This is a genomic window from Anabaena sphaerica FACHB-251 (assembly GCF_014696825.1).
Taxonomy (GTDB): Bacteria; Cyanobacteriota; Cyanobacteriia; order Cyanobacteriales; family Nostocaceae; genus RDYJ01.
In genome coordinates this window covers 198,771-218,421 of sequence record NZ_JACJQU010000002.1, presented here as the reverse complement: position 1 = coordinate 218,421, position 19,651 = coordinate 198,771, and the positions used below count along the sequence as shown (strand labels likewise).

At 38.8% G+C, this 19,651-nt stretch carries 14 protein-coding genes and 1 tRNA gene; 11 read left to right on the top strand and 4 right to left on the bottom strand.

The features are described 5' to 3' along the window. Positions 1–17 precede the first annotated feature (17 nt). From H6G06_RS04665 to trmFO, 3 genes are all read left to right on the top strand, one after another. Positions 18–347 (top strand): DUF433 domain-containing protein, encoded by a 330-nt coding sequence (locus tag H6G06_RS04665; protein WP_190557553.1) that lies wholly within the window; start codon positions 18–20, stop codon positions 345–347. Continuing rightward, positions 344–694, top strand: a complete 351-nt coding sequence (locus tag H6G06_RS04660) for a DUF5615 family PIN-like protein (RefSeq protein WP_338422911.1) — start codon at positions 344–346, stop codon at positions 692–694. The genes H6G06_RS04665 and H6G06_RS04660 overlap by 4 nt, the downstream gene beginning before the upstream one ends. A gap of 83 nt (positions 695–777) precedes the next feature. Further along, positions 778–2,097 (top strand): FADH(2)-oxidizing methylenetetrahydrofolate--tRNA-(uracil(54)-C(5))-methyltransferase TrmFO, encoded by a 1,320-nt coding sequence (gene trmFO / locus H6G06_RS04655; protein WP_190557551.1) that lies wholly within the window; start codon positions 778–780, stop codon positions 2,095–2,097. Positions 2,098–2,286: 189 nt separating this feature from the next. Here trmFO and H6G06_RS04650 read toward each other — a convergent pair whose 3' ends face one another. Next, the gene (locus H6G06_RS04650) at positions 2,287–2,580 is read right to left on the bottom strand and encodes a hypothetical protein (protein ID WP_190557549.1); all 294 of its coding nucleotides are present in this window, start codon (positions 2,578–2,580) and stop codon (positions 2,287–2,289) included. Positions 2,581–2,670: 90 nt separating this feature from the next. On the opposite strand from H6G06_RS04650, the gene H6G06_RS04645 reads away from it, so the two are divergent. The 7 genes from H6G06_RS04645 to H6G06_RS04615 all read left to right on the top strand — a co-directional run bounded on the left by H6G06_RS04645 (position 2,671) and on the right by H6G06_RS04615 (position 10,649). Further along, on the top strand, positions 2,671–3,228 hold the full coding sequence (locus H6G06_RS04645; RefSeq protein ID WP_190557547.1) for a DUF1294 domain-containing protein: 558 nt from the start codon (positions 2,671–2,673) through the stop codon (positions 3,226–3,228). Positions 3,229–3,323: 95 nt separating this feature from the next. Further along, a complete protein-coding gene (locus tag H6G06_RS04640; RefSeq protein WP_190557545.1) occupies positions 3,324–4,529 on the top strand; it encodes a murein hydrolase activator EnvC family protein in 1,206 nt (401 codons plus the stop codon). Between the two features lie 53 nt (positions 4,530–4,582). Next, a tRNA-Arg gene (locus H6G06_RS04635) sits at positions 4,583–4,655 on the top strand. Positions 4,656–4,855: 200 nt separating this feature from the next. Continuing rightward, the gene (locus H6G06_RS04630; protein WP_190557543.1) at positions 4,856–6,115 is read left to right on the top strand and encodes an FAD-dependent hydroxylase; all 1,260 of its coding nucleotides are present in this window, start codon (positions 4,856–4,858) and stop codon (positions 6,113–6,115) included. A gap of 442 nt (positions 6,116–6,557) precedes the next feature. After that, the gene (locus H6G06_RS04625) at positions 6,558–7,142 is read left to right on the top strand and encodes a hypothetical protein (RefSeq protein ID WP_190557541.1); all 585 of its coding nucleotides are present in this window, start codon (positions 6,558–6,560) and stop codon (positions 7,140–7,142) included. Positions 7,143–8,018: 876 nt separating this feature from the next. After that, on the top strand, positions 8,019–10,208 hold the full coding sequence (locus tag H6G06_RS04620) for a lytic transglycosylase domain-containing protein (protein WP_190557539.1): 2,190 nt from the start codon (positions 8,019–8,021) through the stop codon (positions 10,206–10,208). A gap of 291 nt (positions 10,209–10,499) precedes the next feature. After that, complete coding sequence (locus H6G06_RS04615) at positions 10,500–10,649, top strand: serine dehydratase (RefSeq protein ID WP_190557537.1); 150 nt, start codon at positions 10,500–10,502, stop codon at positions 10,647–10,649. 10 nt (positions 10,650–10,659) lie between these two features. Here the strand turns inward: H6G06_RS04615 and H6G06_RS04610 are convergent, their stop codons facing one another. From H6G06_RS04610 to H6G06_RS04600, 3 genes are all read right to left on the bottom strand, one after another. Beyond that, positions 10,660–15,765 (bottom strand): WD40 domain-containing protein, encoded by a 5,106-nt coding sequence (locus tag H6G06_RS04610; protein ID WP_190557535.1) that lies wholly within the window; start codon positions 15,763–15,765, stop codon positions 10,660–10,662. Continuing rightward, on the bottom strand, positions 15,741–17,072 hold the full coding sequence (locus H6G06_RS04605; RefSeq protein WP_190557533.1) for a P-loop NTPase fold protein: 1,332 nt from the start codon (positions 17,070–17,072) through the stop codon (positions 15,741–15,743). The genes H6G06_RS04610 and H6G06_RS04605 overlap by 25 nt, the downstream gene beginning before the upstream one ends. Positions 17,073–17,210: 138 nt before the next feature. After that, positions 17,211–17,870, bottom strand: a complete 660-nt coding sequence (locus H6G06_RS04600; RefSeq protein ID WP_190557531.1) for a macro domain-containing protein — start codon at positions 17,868–17,870, stop codon at positions 17,211–17,213. Positions 17,871–18,808: 938 nt separating this feature from the next. Between H6G06_RS04600 and tatC the strand changes: the two genes are divergently transcribed. Further along, entirely contained in the window at positions 18,809–19,603 is a 795-nt protein-coding gene (tatC, locus tag H6G06_RS04595; protein WP_190557529.1) for a twin-arginine translocase subunit TatC, read from the top strand. Positions 19,604–19,651: the final 48 nt, after the last annotated feature.

Below are 19,651 nucleotides of genomic sequence, written 5' to 3'. Positions count from 1 at the left end.
GACAAGCGAGTAAATTTATGTCAGTTATAGCAGCTAAAACTTACGTAGAGTATCGGAACGATGGATATTGGGTGGAAGGAACTCGGATTTCTCTAGATTCGATTGTTTATGCTTTCCGAAAAGGCTTATCACCTGAAAGCATTGTTCAATCTTTTCCGCTACTAACCCTAGAACAGATTTATGGAGGAATCACGTTTTATCTAGCTAACCGCGCTGAGATTGATACTTACTTGGCAGATGAAGAAGCGGCTTTTGATGCTATGCCTCAACCATTACAAACCAGTGATCCTATTTTATATGAGAAACTCAAGGCAGCGAAGACAGCAAGACAACAGGTGAGATTGTGAATATTCGCTATCAAGCCGATGCTGATTTGAATCAGTCTATTGTAACGGGAGTTCTGCGACGAGAACCCAGCATTGATTTTCAAACTGCCTTTGTTGGTGGCTTAGAAGGTGTAAAAGATTCAGAAGTATTGGGAATGGCTGCACAGCAGGGGCGTATCCTTATCAGCCATGACCGTAAAACAATGCCATCAGAGTTTGCACAGTTCATTACCAACAACCAAAGTGCGGGCGTTATCATAGTTTCTCGTAAATTACCGCTTGAAGTCATTATTGAGGAACTATTGCTGATTTGGGCAGTATCCAATGCAGAAGAGTGGCTTAATCGGATTGCAAAACTACCCCTTTGAGGTAAGCTAAAAATGCCCATGCAGCCGCTTGTTCAACAACTTTAAAATATATTTAACCAAAACAAGTAATTAAAAAAACCACTATGACACAACAACCAATACAAGTAATTGGCGGTGGACTCGCAGGAACAGAAGCAGCATGGCAAATAGCCCAAGCCGGCGTTCCTGTAATTCTCCACGAGATGCGCCCTAAACGCTTCAGCCCTGCCCATCATACGGAAAATTTGGCAGAATTGGTCTGTAGTAACTCCTTCGGGGCTATGGCAAGCGATCGCGCTGCGGGATTATTACACGAAGAATTACGCCAACTCGGTTCTATTATCATCGCTAAAGCAGATGAACACGCAGTTCCCGCTGGTGGCGCTTTAGCAGTTGATAGGGGACAATTTGGGGAAGATTTAACCCAAACATTAGCAAATCATCCTTTAATTGATTTCCGCAGGGGAGAAGTTAAAGAAATTCCTGAAGGTATCGTTGTTTTAGCCAGTGGACCTTTAACAAGTCCCGATTTATCGGCAGATTTACAGCGTTTTACCGGGATGGAATATCTTAACTTTTTTGATGCTGCCAGTCCTATTATTTTAGGAGATTCTATTAATAAAGATATTGCTTTTATGGCTTCCCGTTATGACAAAGGTGAAGCAGCTTATCTGAATTGTCCGATGAATAAAGAACAGTATTTACATTTTTGGGAAGAATTACGTAAAGCTGAACAAACAGAATTAAAGGACTTTGAAAAAGAAACAGCAAAATTTTTTGAAGCTTGTTTACCAATTGAAGAAATGGCACGACGGGGAGAAGATACCATGCGATATGGTCCCCTGAAACCAGTGGGTTTATCAGATCCGCGCACGGGTGAACGTAACTATGCAGTAATTCAATTGCGACAAGAAGATAAAGCAGGTCAACTTTGGAATATGGTAGGTTTTCAAACTAATTTGCGGTGGGGTGAACAAAAACGAGTATTTCAAATGATTCCTGGTTTGGAAAAAGCCGAATTTGTCAGATTAGGAGTCATGCACCGCAATACTTTTTTAAATGCACCGCAGTTAATGTCTGCAAGTTTGCAATTTAAAGAACGTCCAACTTTATTAGCAGCAGGACAATTAATAGGAACAGAAGGTTATACTGCTGCATCTGCTGGAGGTTGGTTAGCGGGAACAAATGCAGCGCGGTTAGCTTTAGGAAAAGAACCGCTAATTTTACCCGTCACAACAATGATGGGGGCTTTGTTTGAGTTTATTAGATCAGCTGCACCTAAGCATTTTCAACCGATGGCTCCTAACTTTGGCATTGTCCCAGATTTGGGAGTGAGAATCAAGAGTAAACCGGAAAAATATGGACGTTATCGAGATAGATCCTTAGCAGATTTAGCCAGCTGGAAAGCTGCAAATTTAGGATAATCAATAAGATCCCCGACTTTTTTTTGATATTGTCGATAAATGATATATTAATCATAGAAGTCGGGGATATGAACTTTATTATATATATTTATCAGAAATGGCTAACGCCACGCTACGCTATCAGGATGTCCAGGATTTAAGGATTTACAGGATTTTAATTGACTGCTGAAAATCTCGACAAATCACTCTTTATTCTTTCTCTTTTAATATTACTAATCCATGAATACCTATTGCTGTTATTACACCTCCTAATAATCCCCAAGTAGCATCAGCAAAAACATTAATTCGATGAGCTAAAGCTCGATGATAGGCAAATTGCAGATTTCTCTCATTAACTTTTTCATCCTTGACTAATTGTTCTACATAATTTTCAGCTTTGATCAGTGCAGAGTAGTCAGTACCAAAGTAATATAGCGAGATTAAAAATACTAGCAAACCAGGCATGACTAAACTAATTAATAAAATTCCAGGACGTGTGTTCATAATTACTTTTAACAGTAGGATTGATTATATTCTCAAAATTCACGTATAATATCAATTAAACCACAATAAAATCACACCGACAATTGGTAAATGCACAAAGGTAAATTAACGGTCTGGAAAGATGATCGCGGATTTGGATTTATTCAACCCGATGATGGTGGAAAAAAAGTTTTTTTACATATCTCCAATCTCAGAAATAAACGAAATCGCCCTCAAGAAGGGGAGATGATTAAATATCAACTGACAACTGATGAAAAAGGCAAACTTACAGCTATCAACGCATCTATTCAGGAAAAATTTTCAGCGTGGATATTAATTTTACTAATTCTATCAATTTTACCTGTTTGGGGAACAGTGAAACTATCCATGATTTATGGTAATCCTTTACCAATGGCTGTTTATCCAATCACAGGATTAATTACTTATTGGTTTTATGCACAGGATAAAAAGCAAGCAACTAATGGAAATTGGCGCACTCCTGAAAAAACTCTCCATTTTTGGGAATTAATAGGGGGATGGATTGGTGGTTTTATGGCTCAGAATATACTTAACCACAAAAGCAAAAAACCTTCTTATCAATCAGTTTATTGGCTCATCGTAACTGTTCATTTGGCAGGTTGGGCATATTGGTTATTTTTGCAGCCATAAAATTTGAGCCGTCGTTCTTAACTATGTGTTAGGTTTTACCCAATTTTGGGCATAATGCTGTATAGGTTTGCACTGCTTTGGCTGAATTTAACTAGATGAAAACGGCATTTTTCCCAAAAATTAGATTGTGGTGGTTGTTTCTGACATTTTGTTGTGTTGTCTGGAGTGTTTTGGTATTTTTACCAGTATATGCAGAGTCTTCGCAAACAATTAATACCCTAAAACAACAACAGCAGCAAGTTCAGCAGGAGCGTGAAAATGTTATTCAGAAACAAAACCGCTTAACGAATCTGCAAACAGAAGCCCAAAAACACTTAACTGGAATTGAGCAAAATTTACAAACTACTAATAGCCAAATTCAAAACAGCGAAACTAGGTTAAAATTCGCTACCGAAAGCCTCCAGGAGTTAGAAGCAGCTTTGGCTGTAACAGAACGTAATTATGAAGACAGACGAGTTGCAACAGTGGCGCGGTTACAATTTATTCAGCGATCGCCATCTTCACAGGGATTGGCTGTTTTGCTGCAAAGTCAGAATTTGAGTGATTTTATCAGCCGTCGTCATCAGTTAAAGTTAGTTTATCAGGCAGACCAGCGAATTTTGTCTAAACTTGCAGAACAAGCTAACTTCTTAATTCAGCAAAGAACGGATGTAGAACGGCAAAAAAACGTGATTTCTATCATTAGAGAGCAATTATTAGCCCAAAAATCTGATTATCAAGCTCAAGCAGAGTCACAGGGAGAATTGATTCAACGTTTAAACAGCGATCGCTTGGCTTTGGATGCAGCACAAAAACAGTTACAACAAGACTCGGAAAATTTGACAGTTTTAATTCAACAAAAAATTGCTGAACAACAAGCCAGAGAAGCGCGGGAAGCAGCACAAGCAAAAGCTAACAGCAAAATTTGGATTCGTGGTACTGGTATTTTTGCCTTTCCTAGCGATGCACCCACTAGCAGTCCTTTTGGTTGGAGAGTACACCCTATTCTCGGTTATCGGCGTTTTCATGGAGGTTTGGATTTTGCCGCTAGTTATGGTAGTACCATTAGATCCGCAGATTCAGGTACAGTAATTTTTGCTGGCTGGTATGGTGGTTATGGTCAAGCTGTGATTATTGATCATGGTAAAGGAATTACCACACTATATGGGCATTGTAGCCAGTTGTATGTGAGTGAAGGGCAATCTGTGCAAAAAGGACAAGCGATCGCTGCTGTCGGTTCTACGGGTTTATCTACAGGACCACACCTACATTTTGAAGTTAGACGCAATGGTTCACCTGTTGACCCTGCAGATTATTTATAATTTAATTCTGACTCAATTCAAAAAGTATGTTATACTCTCAAATGTATATGTAAGGGCGCGTGGCTCAGTGGATAGAGCAACAGGTTCCGGTCCTGTGGGTCGGGGGTTCAAATCCCTCCGCGCTCGTTTTTTTAATAAAAATCACAAAAGAGAAAGTTGATTTTCTCTCACTTCACCTTATTTTATCCCTTATACAACTTGTTAGGGGTAAATTGCCTATCAATACTTTTTACGTCTGTGTGGAAAATGTAATATTCCTACTCAGCTTGCTCTATTAGGGGACTTGCGTAAAAATAATAAGTAAAACGCTGTCATATATCTTCACAATGTCACTCACCCAGCTTACTCAAACCCTTACCCCTCCCCACACACCCGCAGACAAGCGGGGATATGATTATGATTTGGTGATTGTTGGTGGTGGGATTGTTGGCTTAACTCTGGCTGCTGCTTTAAAAGACTCTGGCTTAAGTATACTGCTAATTGAAGCTAGGGTGACATCAGCATCTGTGGCTAAAGGCCAAGCCTATGCTGTACATATGCTGTCAGCCCGCATTTTCCAAGGAATTGGGATTTGGGAGAAAATTCTGCCTAATATCGCTAAATATAGACAGGTGAGTTTATCTGACGCTGACTATCCCGATGTGGTGAAATTTCAAACTTCTGATTTAGGAACACAAGAATTAGGTTATGTGGCGGAACATTATGCACTGTTAGAACCTTTACAGGAATTTGTGCAGAGTTGTGTTAATGTAACTTATCTGTGTCCAGCGGAAGTGGTAAATACGCAGAATGAACAAGATATAGTTACTGTTAATATTAAAGTTGATGGTGAAAATCGGACGATTCGCAGTAAGTTGTTAGTAGCTGCTGATGGTTCACGCTCACCAATTCGTCAAGCTGCGGGCATTAAAACTAAAGGTTGGAAATATTGGCAATCTTGTATAGTGACTTTTGTCAGACCAGAAAAATCTCATAACTATACAGCTTATGAGAAATTTTGGACGAGTGGACCTTTTGCAATTTTACCTTTACCTGGGAACCGTTGCCGAATTGTTTGGACTGCACCTCATGAAGAAGCAAAGGCTTTGTGTGCTTTAAATGATGAGGAATTTTTGGCAGAACTAACTAAGCGTTATGGTGATCAGATGGGTAAATTGGAATTATTGGGCGATCGCTTTATTTTTCAGGTACAGTTAATGCAGAGCGATCGCTATGTTCTCCCCCGTTTGGCTTTAGTTGGTGATGCAGCACACAACTGTCATCCCGTCGGTGGACAAGGTTTAAATTTGGGTATTCGTGATGCAGCAGCTTTAGCTGAAGTTATCCAAACAGCACACCAAGCCGGTGCAGATATTGGTAACATTGAAGTTCTCAAAAAATATGAAAATTGGCGAAAAAAAGAAAATCTCGCCATTTTAGGTTTCACCGATTTATTAGATCGGGTATTTTCTAATAACTTCTTACCAGTGGTAATCATCCGCCGTTTGGGTTTATGGTTGATGCAGCGAGTCCCAATGTTGAAAATATTTGCACTCAAATTAATGATTGGTTTAAAAGGGAAAACTCCAGCATTAGGGAAACAGTGAATATTGCTAACTAAATTTTACCAAGTTCTCAACCTGGTTTGAATATCAATCGGGTTGATTTTCATCGTAGTATAGGGATTTAGCAACCTCAGTTGAGTCAAATTAATGACGATCATGGGAAAAAGAGATTTTTTAGGATGTAATATTTTTTTATCCTTATAATATAAAACCAAAAGGTAGATACCTGATTTCTTAAAGAAGTCGGCGATTTTGGTATATTGTTATGAATTGTTCTGAATAATATAGCAGGAGTCAGGAGTCAGGAGTAAAACCCTTTTGTAGTGGGAGTTTCATTATCAATTCATGTCCTAACCACCCTGTCCATGGTTATAACATACATAAATCTTTTATGAGTAAAACCACTATTAAAAAATGTATAGGTTTATAACAGTGAGTTATTTATATATTAAAATTGGAAAACAGCTTTGTTACATAAAAAACCATGAAATTAAAAATTATACCTTACTCCCTGGCAGTATTTGTCTTATGTAGCGGATACGCCATCACTCAATCTGTATCAGCAAATCAGCCGTTAACAGTAGCTCAGTCGATCTGGAAGAATTTTTCTGATCCAGAAGGCAGCTTTAGTATTTTAATGCCAGGTATACCTACAGTATCAAAACAAACGGTTAATACGAAAAATGGATCTGTGGAAGTCAATCTCTTTACAGTCGAGCGCCAACAAGAAGAGGTGAAATACACAGTTGCTTATATTGATTATCCCGAAGATTATATTGAGCTATTGAAGCGTAATAATTTGATAGAAGAAGCAATAGATGCTGGCAAGAAAACAGCGTTAGAGAATGCAAAAGGCACCTTAATTAGTGAGGAAAAAATTAGTTTAGGTGATTATTTTGGTAAGGAATTTAACTACACCAAACCAGGTAACAAGATTATTAAACACAGAATTTTTTTAGTAGAAAAAAGGTTATATCAAATCAGTGCGGAAACTACCAGTAATAAGCAAAAATATTTAGTTAAAAGTATTACAGGATTTTGTAACTCTTTTAATTTATTACCAAAGTAGTCGTCATCAGATAAATTCTTAGTGTTGACGTTTAACATCCATTTTATTTGATGTTGTATATAGACTTGACATTATGTGAATTGGGAATTAGTTTTATTTTTTAAGCCACAACTTATTGCTGTTCAATTATCAACCTTTATGTATAGCTGAACGACCCCAAATACTTTGTCAATAACCAAACTCACATAATTTGTCATCTATCTATGGATAAAATTCTTCCTCCTTCATAAATCTGGATTGATTTATCAATCAAACAAATGCTTGGCTGTATCAGCAAAGACTGTGTTAAAATAGGAGATAGTTTTATAAAAATCCATGATGAATTGCTCTGTTATCATGATTTATATCACTTGGAAGTTTCCTGTTTACCAAGAATTAAAATGGGAAAATATCAGATAAGTGGAATTCACGGAATTAATTCACCAATTTTCCATGATACAGAAATTATAGAAGTATGATGCTCTTTTAGATGAGGCTCGTGTAGCATTTCATGAATGGCTGACGCGCACATCATTTTTGAATACTCTTAAACTTTTTGGTTGGTCAATTTGGTTAATTACTCAAGGGATAAACCCTATAGGGGTATTAATTAGACATTTGCGAGTTTTGAACCGTGATATTCTTTTTTATCCGCCACACCACCAAAGGAACTTTTAACAGGGAACGCTTAATTAGACATCTTGCACATCTCCGTATAAGCCCAAGCAATTTAACAAAGATGCGCGAGCAGTCCACCTATTTCATTCGTAGCGGGTGGTTTACGAAAGCTCAAAGCTGCAACTTAAAAGTGATAACATTTCCCGCTAGTAGTGTTAAAGTGGCAAGAAACTGATCGGAATCTTTCTTTTCCAGACGCTAGGCTAAAAGCGGGTATCCATGCTGAAGAAACTAAAAAACAAGCAAATTTATCTGATCGCTGGGGCTGGACTATGTGCCTTTTTAGTTGGGGGTATGGTATCAGCCCCACAAGCTGGAAAAACCCTAAGTAAATGGTTGAACTTGAGTCAGAGTCAGCCTGAAAAAGTATCTGAGGCTAATAAATACCAGTCAGTTGTATTTAATTGGGTATCAAAATCTTTACCAGAACGAGCAGCCAAACTAGCGGAAATTGCGGAAAAAGGCGCTTCACCAGATCGGGAAAGGGCGCGTTATCTTTTGGCAAGTGATTATATTGAAACTGACCAAGGGAAAAAAGCCCTAAGTATACTGGAAGGGCTAGAGAAAGACTATCCTGTTTTAGCACCATACATCTTACTTAAACAAGCCCAGGCGCAAGATATTGTGGGGGAGAAGGGTAAGGCTTCGGATCTGCGGCAAAAAGTGGTGAAAGATTATGCTGAAGACGCAGCGGTAGTTAAGGCTATATATTTGATTGGGCAACCTAAACTACATGATCAAGCGATCGCTAAATTTCCTTCCCATCCCCTCACTTGGGAAATTATCCGCAAACGCTTACGAGAGAATCCTAATCAACCCAAGTTACAATTAATCTTGGCACAATACGCTGCTGATGAGCCAGGAATCATTGGTATTTTAGATCAGTTAGTGAAACAGCCCCAACTCACATCCGCAAATTGGGAACTAATCGGTTCGGTATATTGGGATAATAACCAATTTCCCAAAGCAGCAGCTGCTTATACTAAAGCACCCAAAACAGCTAAAAATCTTTATCGCACCGCCAGAGGGTTGCAGTTAGATAAAAAGCGAGATCAGGCAGTCGCTATTTATAAACAACAGGTACAACAATTTCCTACTGCCGAAGAAACCGGAACAGCCCTATTAAGATTAGCAGAAATCGCTCCAGGTAAAGCTGCAATACCGTATCTTGACCAAATAATTAATAAGTTTCCCAAACAAGCACCTACAGCACTGGTACAAAAAGCCAAACTGCTAGAAACTCTCCCAGATAATCAGTCAGCTATAGCAGCCTGGAAATTACTGTTAGGTAAGTATAGCAACTCTGAGGAAGCAGCAGAATATCGCTGGACAACCGCCCTGAGTAAAGCTAAAGCTGGAGATTATGTAGGTGCATGGCAATGGGCAAAACCCATTGCTACGGAAAGTCCTAATAGTATTCTCGCTCCCAGAGCCAGTTTTTGGATAGGTAAATGGGCAACTATACTAGGGAAACAGGAGGATGCGCGGACTGCATACCAGTATGTACTGAGTCAATTTCCCCAATCTTATTATGCTTGGCGTTCTGCAAGCATTTTGGGTTTGGATGTAGGTGATTTTAATAACCTACGGTTGATGAATCCAGAAATTAGTCCTCCGCAACGTCCTGTACCTCCAACAGGTTCTGATGCTTTTAAAGAGTTATATTTGCTGGGACAAGATCGAGATGCTTGGTTGGAGTGGGAGACAGACTTTAAGAACAATAATCAGCCTAGCGTAGCCGAACAATTTACGGAAGGGTTGATGCAGTTAGCAAAGGGTGAAAATCTGATCGGTATTGCCAAGATATCTAAATTGGAAGATCGGGAAACACCAGAAGAACAAGCAGAATATACCGCTTTAAGTAAACAGATCACTTATTGGCAAGCTCGTTATCCGTTTCCCTATTTCTCAGAAATAGAAAAATGGTCTACTACACGAAAAATTAATCCTCTGCTAGTTACGGCTTTGATGCGGCAGGAGTCAATGTTTCAACCAAAAATTAAATCTATAGTTGGTGCGACTGGTTTAATGCAGGTAATGCCCAGTACAGCAGCGTGGATAGCCCCACAAATCAATGTTGATATGAAAACCATTGATTTGGAAAACCCGAATGATAACATCATGCTGGGTACATGGTATTTGGATCATACTCATCAGCAATATGGTAATAATTCCATGTTAGCGATCGCAAGTTACAATGCAGGTCCTGGTAATGTTGCCAAATGGCTGCGAACCATACCCAAACAAGACCCAGATGAGTTTGTGGAAGAAATTCCTTTCGGTGAAACCAAAAATTACGTCCGCCAAGTATTTGGTAACTACTGGAATTATCTACGGTTATATAATCCGTCTATCTCTGCTTTAGTAGCTAAATATTCAGCCGAACAACCGAAATTACCGACACAGTGATGGGGACTGGGGAGATGGGATAATACCTATTACCTGTTCCCAATTCCCTCTTCCCTCTTCCCTGTTCCCTGTTCCCTGTTCCCTGTTCCCTGTTCCCAATTCCCTCTTCCCTCTTCCCTCTTCCCAATGACTAATGATCATTGTTTTTTAAAGTAACAGTGAAGACTCGTGGTTATCTGTTAAAAATTACATGAAACTCCAATAATCTCAGTATTTTTATCGGCATATCATTTATAGTAATTCCATAGCAATCAAACAAATTCCAGATTAATGACTCAGGGGAAAAAATCCATGCAAGTTATCAACCAAAGTTCCGCTCAGAACTCAACACAAGTTTCTACTGATAGCCGTAATTCAGAACAAGATCAATCCAGTGTTTATACTCTAGAAAATTTGATTCAAACCTTAGAAGAGGTAGCTAACTACATGACAGGCAAATAATGTCTTGGTATTATTTGTGTATGCACAAAGAGCGATCGCTCTCTATCACTTTCGGGTTATTATGCAAATAATCCTGCAATAATCCACAACCTTGTTTTAATAACATATCTAACTTAATATCTGACAGGTTGCGTAAAATCACTGTTCCATTACCACTACCCGCAGCCAGAGTTTTCCCATCAGGACTAAAACTGACACTGGTCAACTCATCCTTATCACCCTTTAAAACCATCAATAAAGTTCCTTCCTGACTGAAAAGTCTAATTTTATCATCACTGTTAACCGCCAGGGTTCTAGCATCCGCACTAAAACTAACACTGATCAAACTATCACCATCACCTGACAGTGTTTTCCGTAAACTACCGTTCCGATTCCAGAGTTTTACCGTACTATCAATACTGACACTGGCGATAATTTGACCATCAGGAGACCAAGCTACACCATTTACTCGTCGAGAATGACCAGTTAAATCGGATATAAATTTACCATCTTTTCCCCATATCTTCACTAATTTATCATCACTGGCTGATGCTAACAGCTTACCATCAGGGCTGAAACTAACCCAATTGACGGCATTACCATGACCGGGTAATGTTTTCAGCAGCTTACCTTCACGACTCCAAAGTTTCACCGTACTATCTTTACTTGCAGAAGCAATAGTTTTACCATCGGTTGACCAAGCGACATCTAAAACAGTATCTTTATGACCGGGCAAAGTTTTGAGTAGCTCACCTTCTCGACTCCAAAGTTTAACTGTGGTATCCTTACTTGCAGAGGCAATCGTTTTACCATCAGGCGACCAAGCTACCCCCCAAACTTGACCTTGATGGCCTGTAAATGTGTTCAGTAATTTACCGTCTTTACTCCAGAGTTTTACGGTTTTATCTCGACTCGCACCCGCGATCATACTACCATCAGGACTAAAACTGATACTCGTTACCCAATCATAACTAGCTTTAGGATTTCGCAACAGTACATCATCCCAGCGCCAAATTTTCACAGTTTTATCCCTACCCGCAGAAACTAAAGTCCGACCATCAGGGCTAAAATTAACACTATTCACCCAATTATTATGTCCTCTGAGAGTTCCTAATAACACACCGTCCCCACTCCAGAGTTTCACGGTTTCGTCGGTACTCGCGGAAGCGATAGTTTGACCATCGAGGCTAAAACTCACACTGGTGACACCAGAAGTATGACCTGACAAAGTTCTCAGTAACTTACCTTCTCGACTCCACAACTTAATATTTTTGTCTAAACTAGCCGCAGCAATAATTTTACCATCGGTTGACCAAGCGACATTTTTAACCGCATCTTCACATCCGAGTAAGGTCTTGAGTAGTTTACCGTCCCGACTCCACAATTTAACAGTATTATCTGCACTACCCGAAGCAAGTATTTCACCATCGGTTGACCAAGCTAAACTTAAAACTGCACTATCATGACCCTGCAAAGTTTTAAGTAATTTCCCTTCCCGACTCCATAATTTTACTGTCTTGTCGGTACTAGCTGAAGCAATAATTTCACCATTAGGGCTGAAAACCGCACTATTCACAACTGAGGTATGATCGATTAAAGTATTTAATAAATTACCTTTGCTGTTCCACAGCTTTACTGTCTTGTCTTGACTACCAGAAATAATAATTTGACTATCAGCACTAAAACTAACACTATTTACTACGTCTTCATGTCCTGATAAACTTCTGAGCAAAGTACCATCAGGATGCCACAGGTTAATTGTTGTATCGGCACTAGCTGAAGCAATTAAAGAGTTATCCGGACTAAAAGTAACGCTATTAACTCCAGACGAATGACCTTCTAAGCGGTTACGTTCTTTGACTCCATAAACTGCTTGATAGAGGGACGTTAACACCTGTTCTCTGGTTTGAGAACTTACCCAAATAGTCTGTTTTAATTTTTTCCCGGCTTTTAAACTATCTTTGAGTGCGTCAATACCTTTTTGGGAAGCAAACAGAGTTTGACTAGATGCACTGAGAGTTTTAATTTCGCTATTTATAGAAGTAATCACAGAAATAGTTAAACCCATGATAGCCACAACAGAAGCAGCAAGGGCAATTTTTAACGTGCGGTTTAACCGCGCTTCACTTAACCTTTGTTTTTCTTGACTTTCTGCGAGTTGGGCGGTTAATTCTTTTTCTTTGAGTTCTCCGCGCAGATATTCAATTTCTAACTGACTTAGTTCTTCTCGTTTGCGTAATTTTCGTAATTCTGTGAGTAAGTCTACTCCTTGTTCATGCTGTGTATCTACAAGTGTCGCGTGCTGTTTTTTTTGCCTTACTTCACTTTTAAGACGTTCAATTTCTTGTTGACTATTTTCAACTTTATAACGTAAATAATTGAGTTGTACTTGTAAACTTGATTCTTGTTGTTGTAGATAACGAATTAGGTCTACCAAATAATCATGAATAAGTTGATAGCGTTCAGGAACGTCGGGAAATAGTACAACTAAACCTGAACTTACTAAAACTTTTAAAATTAGTTCTAATTGGTTATTAGCTTCTAATTCTGTCAATTCGGCTGCTAATTCTGCCTGGGTTTTAAATGGGCGTTGGTTACTTTCATCGGTTAATAAATACAAAACAATTAAAGCAGCCCGTTCATTGTCTGGACCACAGTCTTTAATTAATTCTTTAATATATCGTTCAATTAGTTTATTGGGTCTGTAAGGCTGATACTGGGATAAACTGGTAATGCGTTCATCTTGCAGTTGTGCGCCGACTACTTGCAATTCAATGGGACGAACTTCTCCCAGTTCTGCGGATAAATCTTGGACTAAGGCATCAATTAAAGCAGGTTCTAAATGCAGTTGGGAACGTTCGGTTAATTTGTGAATAATGGCTTTTGCATATTCAGGAGAAAAATTATTTAATTGATAACGAATATTTTTGTCGAGAATATTATGATTAATTGCTTCTAGTGAAGATAGATATTTAAAGTCAAGCAAGCGATGTAAATAATCTTCTCGTAAAGTTAAAATAACTTTGACAAAAGATATATTTAAACATTCACTAATAAAACTATCAAAAGCTTGTTTTTGTTCACGGTCAGTATGACCAAAAAAGAATTCTTCAAATTGGTCAAATATTAAAACTGTAATCAGATGATTATTGGCATTTTCTCGTAATTGTTGCCAAATACCCTCAATGGTGGTAGGTGAAACTAGATCAGGTATAATTTCTGGTGCAATGTCTGCTGCTTGAGATTGAAACATTGCTGCTGTTAGAGATTTACCTAATTCTCGCACCCAATCGGTATAAATTTGCAGGACAACAGGAATGGCAATTTGATCACCTATGGCACGGTTTTGTAATGCAGGTATTAAACCAGCAGTAACGGTAGAACTTTTACCCACACCAGATGGACCATGAATGACGATCAGCTTGTAGTCAGCGCGGCTAATTCTGCCAATTAAATTATTTATATCACCTTCCCGACCGGAAGCAGCAATTTCTAAAGCAATGCTGCTATTTCCCGATGCAGACATAACAGCGGGGTTGGTAACTTTACGTTGAGGTTGCAAACGTCCAGCACCGATAAAGGCACGGAAACCATATTGCTGTTCAACGGAACGGCGTTTTTGTCTAATTAAATAAGCTTCCAGATAGCAATCAGCTTCAAAATAGAGCGATCGCAAATTTTTTAACAAGCGAATATAACGATGGGCATCATATTGATGTTCACTGTTTTCTAAAGAAACCAATAGTTCTGTTTTCGCCTTTTCTAAATATTCAGATGCTACTTTTTCTTGCCCTAGTCGTTGTTGTGCTTTTGCTAAAGTTAAATAATAAATTTGCGCTAACAGTAAAGGAAATAAACATTTATGAGGATCACTTTGTTTTTGAGCTTCTCCTAATTTTAGTAAGGCGATATGCGCCAAAATACTTGCTTGCATCCAGCGCGACTGTTGTACAGCTACCTGTGCCAACAAACCATAGTCACAAGCTAGTTGAATTTGACTACCATAATTTTGGTGTAGTTCTAAAGCCTTTTCGGCGACAATTTGTAATTCTGACCATGCTGATAAACTTTGCAAGACCTCAGCTAATTGACCAACAAATTCAGCAACTAAATCTGTACGTCCAGCTAAATTAAAAGTGTGTAAACATTGTTGAAAATAATTTTTTGCTGCTTGCCCATATTGGTAACTTTCTGTTTGATTGTGTTCGGTGAGACGACAATAACATAACCCGATATAAAGTAACAAAACTCCCTGTTTGAGAAGATGGGGAGACGGGGAAATGGGAAGATGAGGTGAGGGAGAAAGATTATCCCATTCGATAATTCTGCCTTTGTCCCATTCTCCAGTAATTTGCCTTTCTTCTCCTGCTACTTCGTTATACCAAAATAATAAACTCTGGCGAAAATGATTTAAAGCTGAATTTATCCTGTCACTTACATAATCATCTAGACCAAAGACAAATTGTAAACTAGCATTTAATGATGGATCTAAACTAATGCCCCGATTTTCTAAATCCTGAATCGCAAAATGGAGTTCATAGCTACGGACCCATACTTGTTCAATGGTGGAATAATTAGTTTTTTTGTGCTGACCTTGAGGTGTTCCGTTGTGTAAAGCTTGTGCAAATAAAGTGTCAGTTTCCTGTCGTAAAAATTCTAACAACGCAGGAGAAGTCATTTTAAATTTAATTGGTGTTGCTGCCCAACTAGCAAAATCTGGGGCTAATTTTACTACTTTTTGCAACGCTTGCTCATTTACCCAGATTACCATGGGAAATGGATGATGTTTGCGAAATTCATCACGAATTTGATTAATAGAAATGAGCAGATCATCGAGTTTTTCTACCGACTCTAAACCCAAAATCATTAATGCTGCGGGTTGATGAACTTGTTGCTGTAAATGAATGGTAGTATATAGGCTCAGGGAATTTGAAGATAATACTACTTTTTGAAGTTTGTCATCTTCCCAACCCATTTTCGTGAGTTTTTCTAGGATTGAATCCCGTAAACTTCCATAGTTACAACTCACCAAAACAACGGAAAATTCGCCCTGAGAAAGAGAAATTGCCCTGGCTAAACTGCGTAAGGAACGTTCATTATCATTATTAATATCTATTGCTGTGTTTCGTTCAACCATGATTTGAATTTTTGGGTTTCTGCTAACACGGGGTTGACACCAAACCAAGCTCCTTGGCGATCGCGATATTCAAACACAAACAAACTACGTAATAATGTATGATATTCTATGTCACCTCTGACTCTTTGTTCCTGCATAACTTGAAAAATTAATTCCCACTCATGGGGGTCAATAGCGTTAGATCGAAAATCTCGTTGTCGTAGGATCACTAATTCTAAACATTCCCGATCAAAAGGTGGATCTTGTTCCCGCAGACAGTCAAATAACAGTCCTAACAAGTCACGGACATGGCCACCACTGATCAAACACAAGCGGTCTAGAGTTTCCTTGCTATCAAATAGTTCTGTAATTAAGTTTAAACGATGACTGGGCAAAATGTCAGGAAAAGCCCTAGCTAGTACCATTTGTCGCATCAATTCTATTCCCTCTGTATAAATTTCTCCAGTGCGTAGTAACACAGGTATCATTGGTAATACTTTCGGTGCAACGCCACCACCTAAACGATGTTGCAGTTCGGCGCTATCGTTGGAGAAAGTTAAAGACAAAGGAATAGTATAAACAAGATGACAATTGAGTTTACGTAACTGTTCACCCCGTTCGATAAACAAGTATTCAGGGAGCGATCGCCCAGACGCGAGCGGTCGAAACGCTACCCGATCCAAGTTATCAACAATCACCACCAATCCTTTTTTACCCCTGGCTTTAAGTTCACTATTCGCACGTTGCAAAAGTTCTTGATTAATGGAAAGTAAAATATTTTCCGTGCGTGGTTCTAGGTAGTCTCTTAACCTTCGTCGTAACTGAGGACTTTCTTTAGTTTTCGCCGTAATTTTAGCAATACCTACTGATAATTCCGCCTCTACCCCCAGTTCCACAGGTGTTTGCAGAAAATCCACTATCTCAGTGAACAACTTGGCAAAATAGCGCGGTTTGAGGTTGATTTTCATCGCCTCCAGACTTTCACTCACTTGCCCAGCAACAGCTAAGAGAATATCCGTCACATCCACATCCGCCATTTCCAAGACACGGGTAGACTCAAAATATACAACCTGAAACTGCTGTTCCTCTAATTCTGCCTTGAGGCGCAACAACTCCGTAGATTTTCCACAACCCAGGTGTCCTGTAAATAATTGACAGGTCGGTGTATTCGGTGAAATTTTGGTAATAGTTCGCAGCAACGCCTCAATAATCTTACCGCCCCGCACCGAGGCAAAATCGATATAGTACAGGCGATCCGCAGCATTTTCAATCATTAGTGGTTTGCTCGGATTACAAGCCTGATAAAATCTTTCTAAATCTAGGATCATGATGAATCAATCTACTTCACTCAAGAACGGGGAACAATTCATAATTCATAATTCATAATTCATAAGTCATAAACTTCTGACTCCTGTAGAGACGTTCCCCCGGAACTTCTCTACTCCTGACTCCTGACTCCTGAATTCTTATTCAAGATTGCCGTTATTTTCAATGTCATGGTTTAATTTAAATCCCATATCTCCACCATAGATTATCTCGCCTTGTCTTTCTCCTGCCAAATCCCAGGTAATTTTTTCAGGAGGATTGAGAAAATTTTTATACGCTAAAGCCATTTGTCGTGCTGCTTCCAGATGGGGAACTTTACCTGTTCCTGTTCCCAAGCCAGGACACACCACAATTTCGATGGTTTTTTCACCTGTTTGGTTATGCTTTCGCACAGCCAAAAGCATTGCCCACATAGCTAAATAAACGTGATCTGTAGATGCTATCCTCATGGGTATCCGCATGGTTGGTGTATGGGCAATAAAGGGATGTTGAGGATGATTAGTTTCTACAATCATTGATGTGCCAACTGGTTGTTCTCCTAGATATTCGCTCAGAATACGTTGTTGAACTCTATACATCAACTCTTTTCCAAAACAGTTGATAATTGCCAGATCAACTCCACCATCCATCAACCCAAAAGAGTTAGCAGCACTAACCATACAATCAAATTCTGACAAATCTTGAAAATAGCCATTAAATATTTCTACATCAGGCAAATTTTGAAAATATTTTTGAAAGGCTTTATATAAAGTAATTTCCGGGGCTGATAATATTAATTTAATGACAGAATTTTTGCTCATTGATTCCTCGTTTATTTTAGGTTTACTTATTTAGCAGAGAAAATAAAATAATTTCATTTAATTATTCAATAATTAAATAACTCAATTTTTTCAATTTCTAGACTTTATTAATCTTACCTTATCACAAATCACCAATCATCAATCTTTACACATACCTAAGCGCAAACAATCTTCAGTTTGGTCATCTCTAGCGCCGATAATTTTTAGTTTTAGCTGAAAATTAGCATCGGTTACTACTGGATTTTGAGGAATTTTCATAGACGTTATATACTGGAACAGCGACGAATTACTACTAGTAATACCTAAAGTGGAATTGGATAGGTATATTGGCAGTACCATCAATCCCATATAAATTTTCCTCTTCATCATCTTAAACCTCTGTTCCTATTGATGATTGCGTTATGGAAAACAATCTTTAATGAACCAGGGTTAACACAGCACGAAAAAAATAAAGCTATCATGATATATCAATCAACAGTTTCATATTACAGCAGGAGTCAGGAGTCAGGAGTCAGGAGTAAAACTGGTTTTGTTTATAGGTTTCAATTTAGATTCTGTACTTCATTGATCTGCAATCTGCTGTATGAACTTTTTGAGTTTTAACTTCTGTGTAACAGTAATAGCTACTCCAGTAGGACTTACGCAAGATTGAACTCAAAACCTGATTCTTGCGTAGGGGTAATACCGCAACGGGCAAGCAAGCTACATGAATTACCCCTACTTCCGTTCTGTTTTGCGTAAGTCCTGTCCAGAAGTGATTCATCAATGAATGGTTTCCTACGTATTTTACGTAGACATCCCCCTAAAGATGTCTTCTTACTTACTTATGCAGATGCAACACCACACAACCGGAAAAATCTCTCAAAACCAACAAAACCTCTGTTGCTAGTCGCTCTGGCAGATAAAATAGTTAAGGAATGTTGCCTATTAATTGACTCATGACACCTTCACCAGACGTAGATACTATCAATTCTCCCGATGTTGACAGTGAAAGAAACAGTAACTCAGCAGCTGATAGCCTTGATGAGTTACCAGATGAGGTAGAAATGTCCTTATCTGACCATCTGGAAGAATTGAGGCGGCGGATTTTTTATTCTCTTATTGCTGTAGCGGTCGGTGTGATCGGCTGTTTTATGGTCGTTAAACCCCTGGTGCAGTTACTGGAAATCCCCGCCCATGGGATAAAATTTCTGCAACTAGCACCGGGAGAATATTTCTTTGTCTCCATCAAAGTTGCCGGTTACAGTGGTTTGGTACTTTCTAGTCCTTTTATTCTTTACCAAATTGTTCAGTTTGTACTTCCCGGTCTGACTCGTCGTGAACGTCGTTTGTTGGGTCCTGTGGTTTTGGGGTCGAGTGTACTTTTTGTTGGGGGGTTGGTATTTGCTTATTTTCTCCTGATTCCCGCAGCTTTGCAATTCTTCATCAGCTACGGTGCAGATGTAGTAGAACAACTGTGGTCAATTGAAAAATATTTTGAATTTGTGTTGTTGTTGTTATTTAGTACTGGATTAGCATTTCAGATTCCTGTTATTCAATTATTGCTAGGTAATTTAGGTATTGTTTCTTCAGCACAAATGCTGGCTGGTTGGCGTTTTGTAATTATGTTTGCAGTGGTTTTGGGAGCAGTTCTCACACCTTCTACTGACCCTTTAACTCAAAGTCTTTTAGCGGGAGCAGTTTTAGGGCTTTATTTTGGTGGTATTGGTTTGGTTAAACTCACAGGTAATTAATGGTAATTGGGAAAACAATAGGTGACAGGTTACAGATGACAGGTGACA

What these genes read in the sequence shown, in the direction of transcription:
- H6G06_RS04605 (WP_190557533.1), bottom strand. Translation starts at nt 17,072, where the DNA reads ATGATCCTAGATTTAGAAAGATTTTATCAGGCTTGTAATCCGAGCAAA.
- H6G06_RS04610 (WP_190557535.1), bottom strand. Translation starts at nt 15,765, where the DNA reads ATGGTTGAACGAAACACAGCAATAGATATTAATAATGATAATGAACGT.
- H6G06_RS04615 (WP_190557537.1), top strand. Translation starts at nt 10,500, where the DNA reads ATGCAAGTTATCAACCAAAGTTCCGCTCAGAACTCAACACAAGTTTCT.
- H6G06_RS04650 (WP_190557549.1), bottom strand. Translation starts at nt 2,580, where the DNA reads ATGAACACACGTCCTGGAATTTTATTAATTAGTTTAGTCATGCCTGGT.
- H6G06_RS04640 (WP_190557545.1), top strand. Translation starts at nt 3,324, where the DNA reads ATGAAAACGGCATTTTTCCCAAAAATTAGATTGTGGTGGTTGTTTCTG.
- H6G06_RS04645 (WP_190557547.1), top strand. Translation starts at nt 2,671, where the DNA reads ATGCACAAAGGTAAATTAACGGTCTGGAAAGATGATCGCGGATTTGGA.
- tatC (WP_190557529.1), top strand. Translation starts at nt 18,809, where the DNA reads ATGACACCTTCACCAGACGTAGATACTATCAATTCTCCCGATGTTGAC.
- H6G06_RS04625 (WP_190557541.1), top strand. Translation starts at nt 6,558, where the DNA reads ATGAAATTAAAAATTATACCTTACTCCCTGGCAGTATTTGTCTTATGT.
- H6G06_RS04630 (WP_190557543.1), top strand. Translation starts at nt 4,856, where the DNA reads ATGTCACTCACCCAGCTTACTCAAACCCTTACCCCTCCCCACACACCC.
- H6G06_RS04665 (WP_190557553.1), top strand. Translation starts at nt 18, where the DNA reads ATGTCAGTTATAGCAGCTAAAACTTACGTAGAGTATCGGAACGATGGA.
- H6G06_RS04600 (WP_190557531.1), bottom strand. Translation starts at nt 17,870, where the DNA reads ATGAGCAAAAATTCTGTCATTAAATTAATATTATCAGCCCCGGAAATT.
- H6G06_RS04620 (WP_190557539.1), top strand. Translation starts at nt 8,019, where the DNA reads ATGCTGAAGAAACTAAAAAACAAGCAAATTTATCTGATCGCTGGGGCT.
- trmFO (WP_190557551.1), top strand. Translation starts at nt 778, where the DNA reads ATGACACAACAACCAATACAAGTAATTGGCGGTGGACTCGCAGGAACA.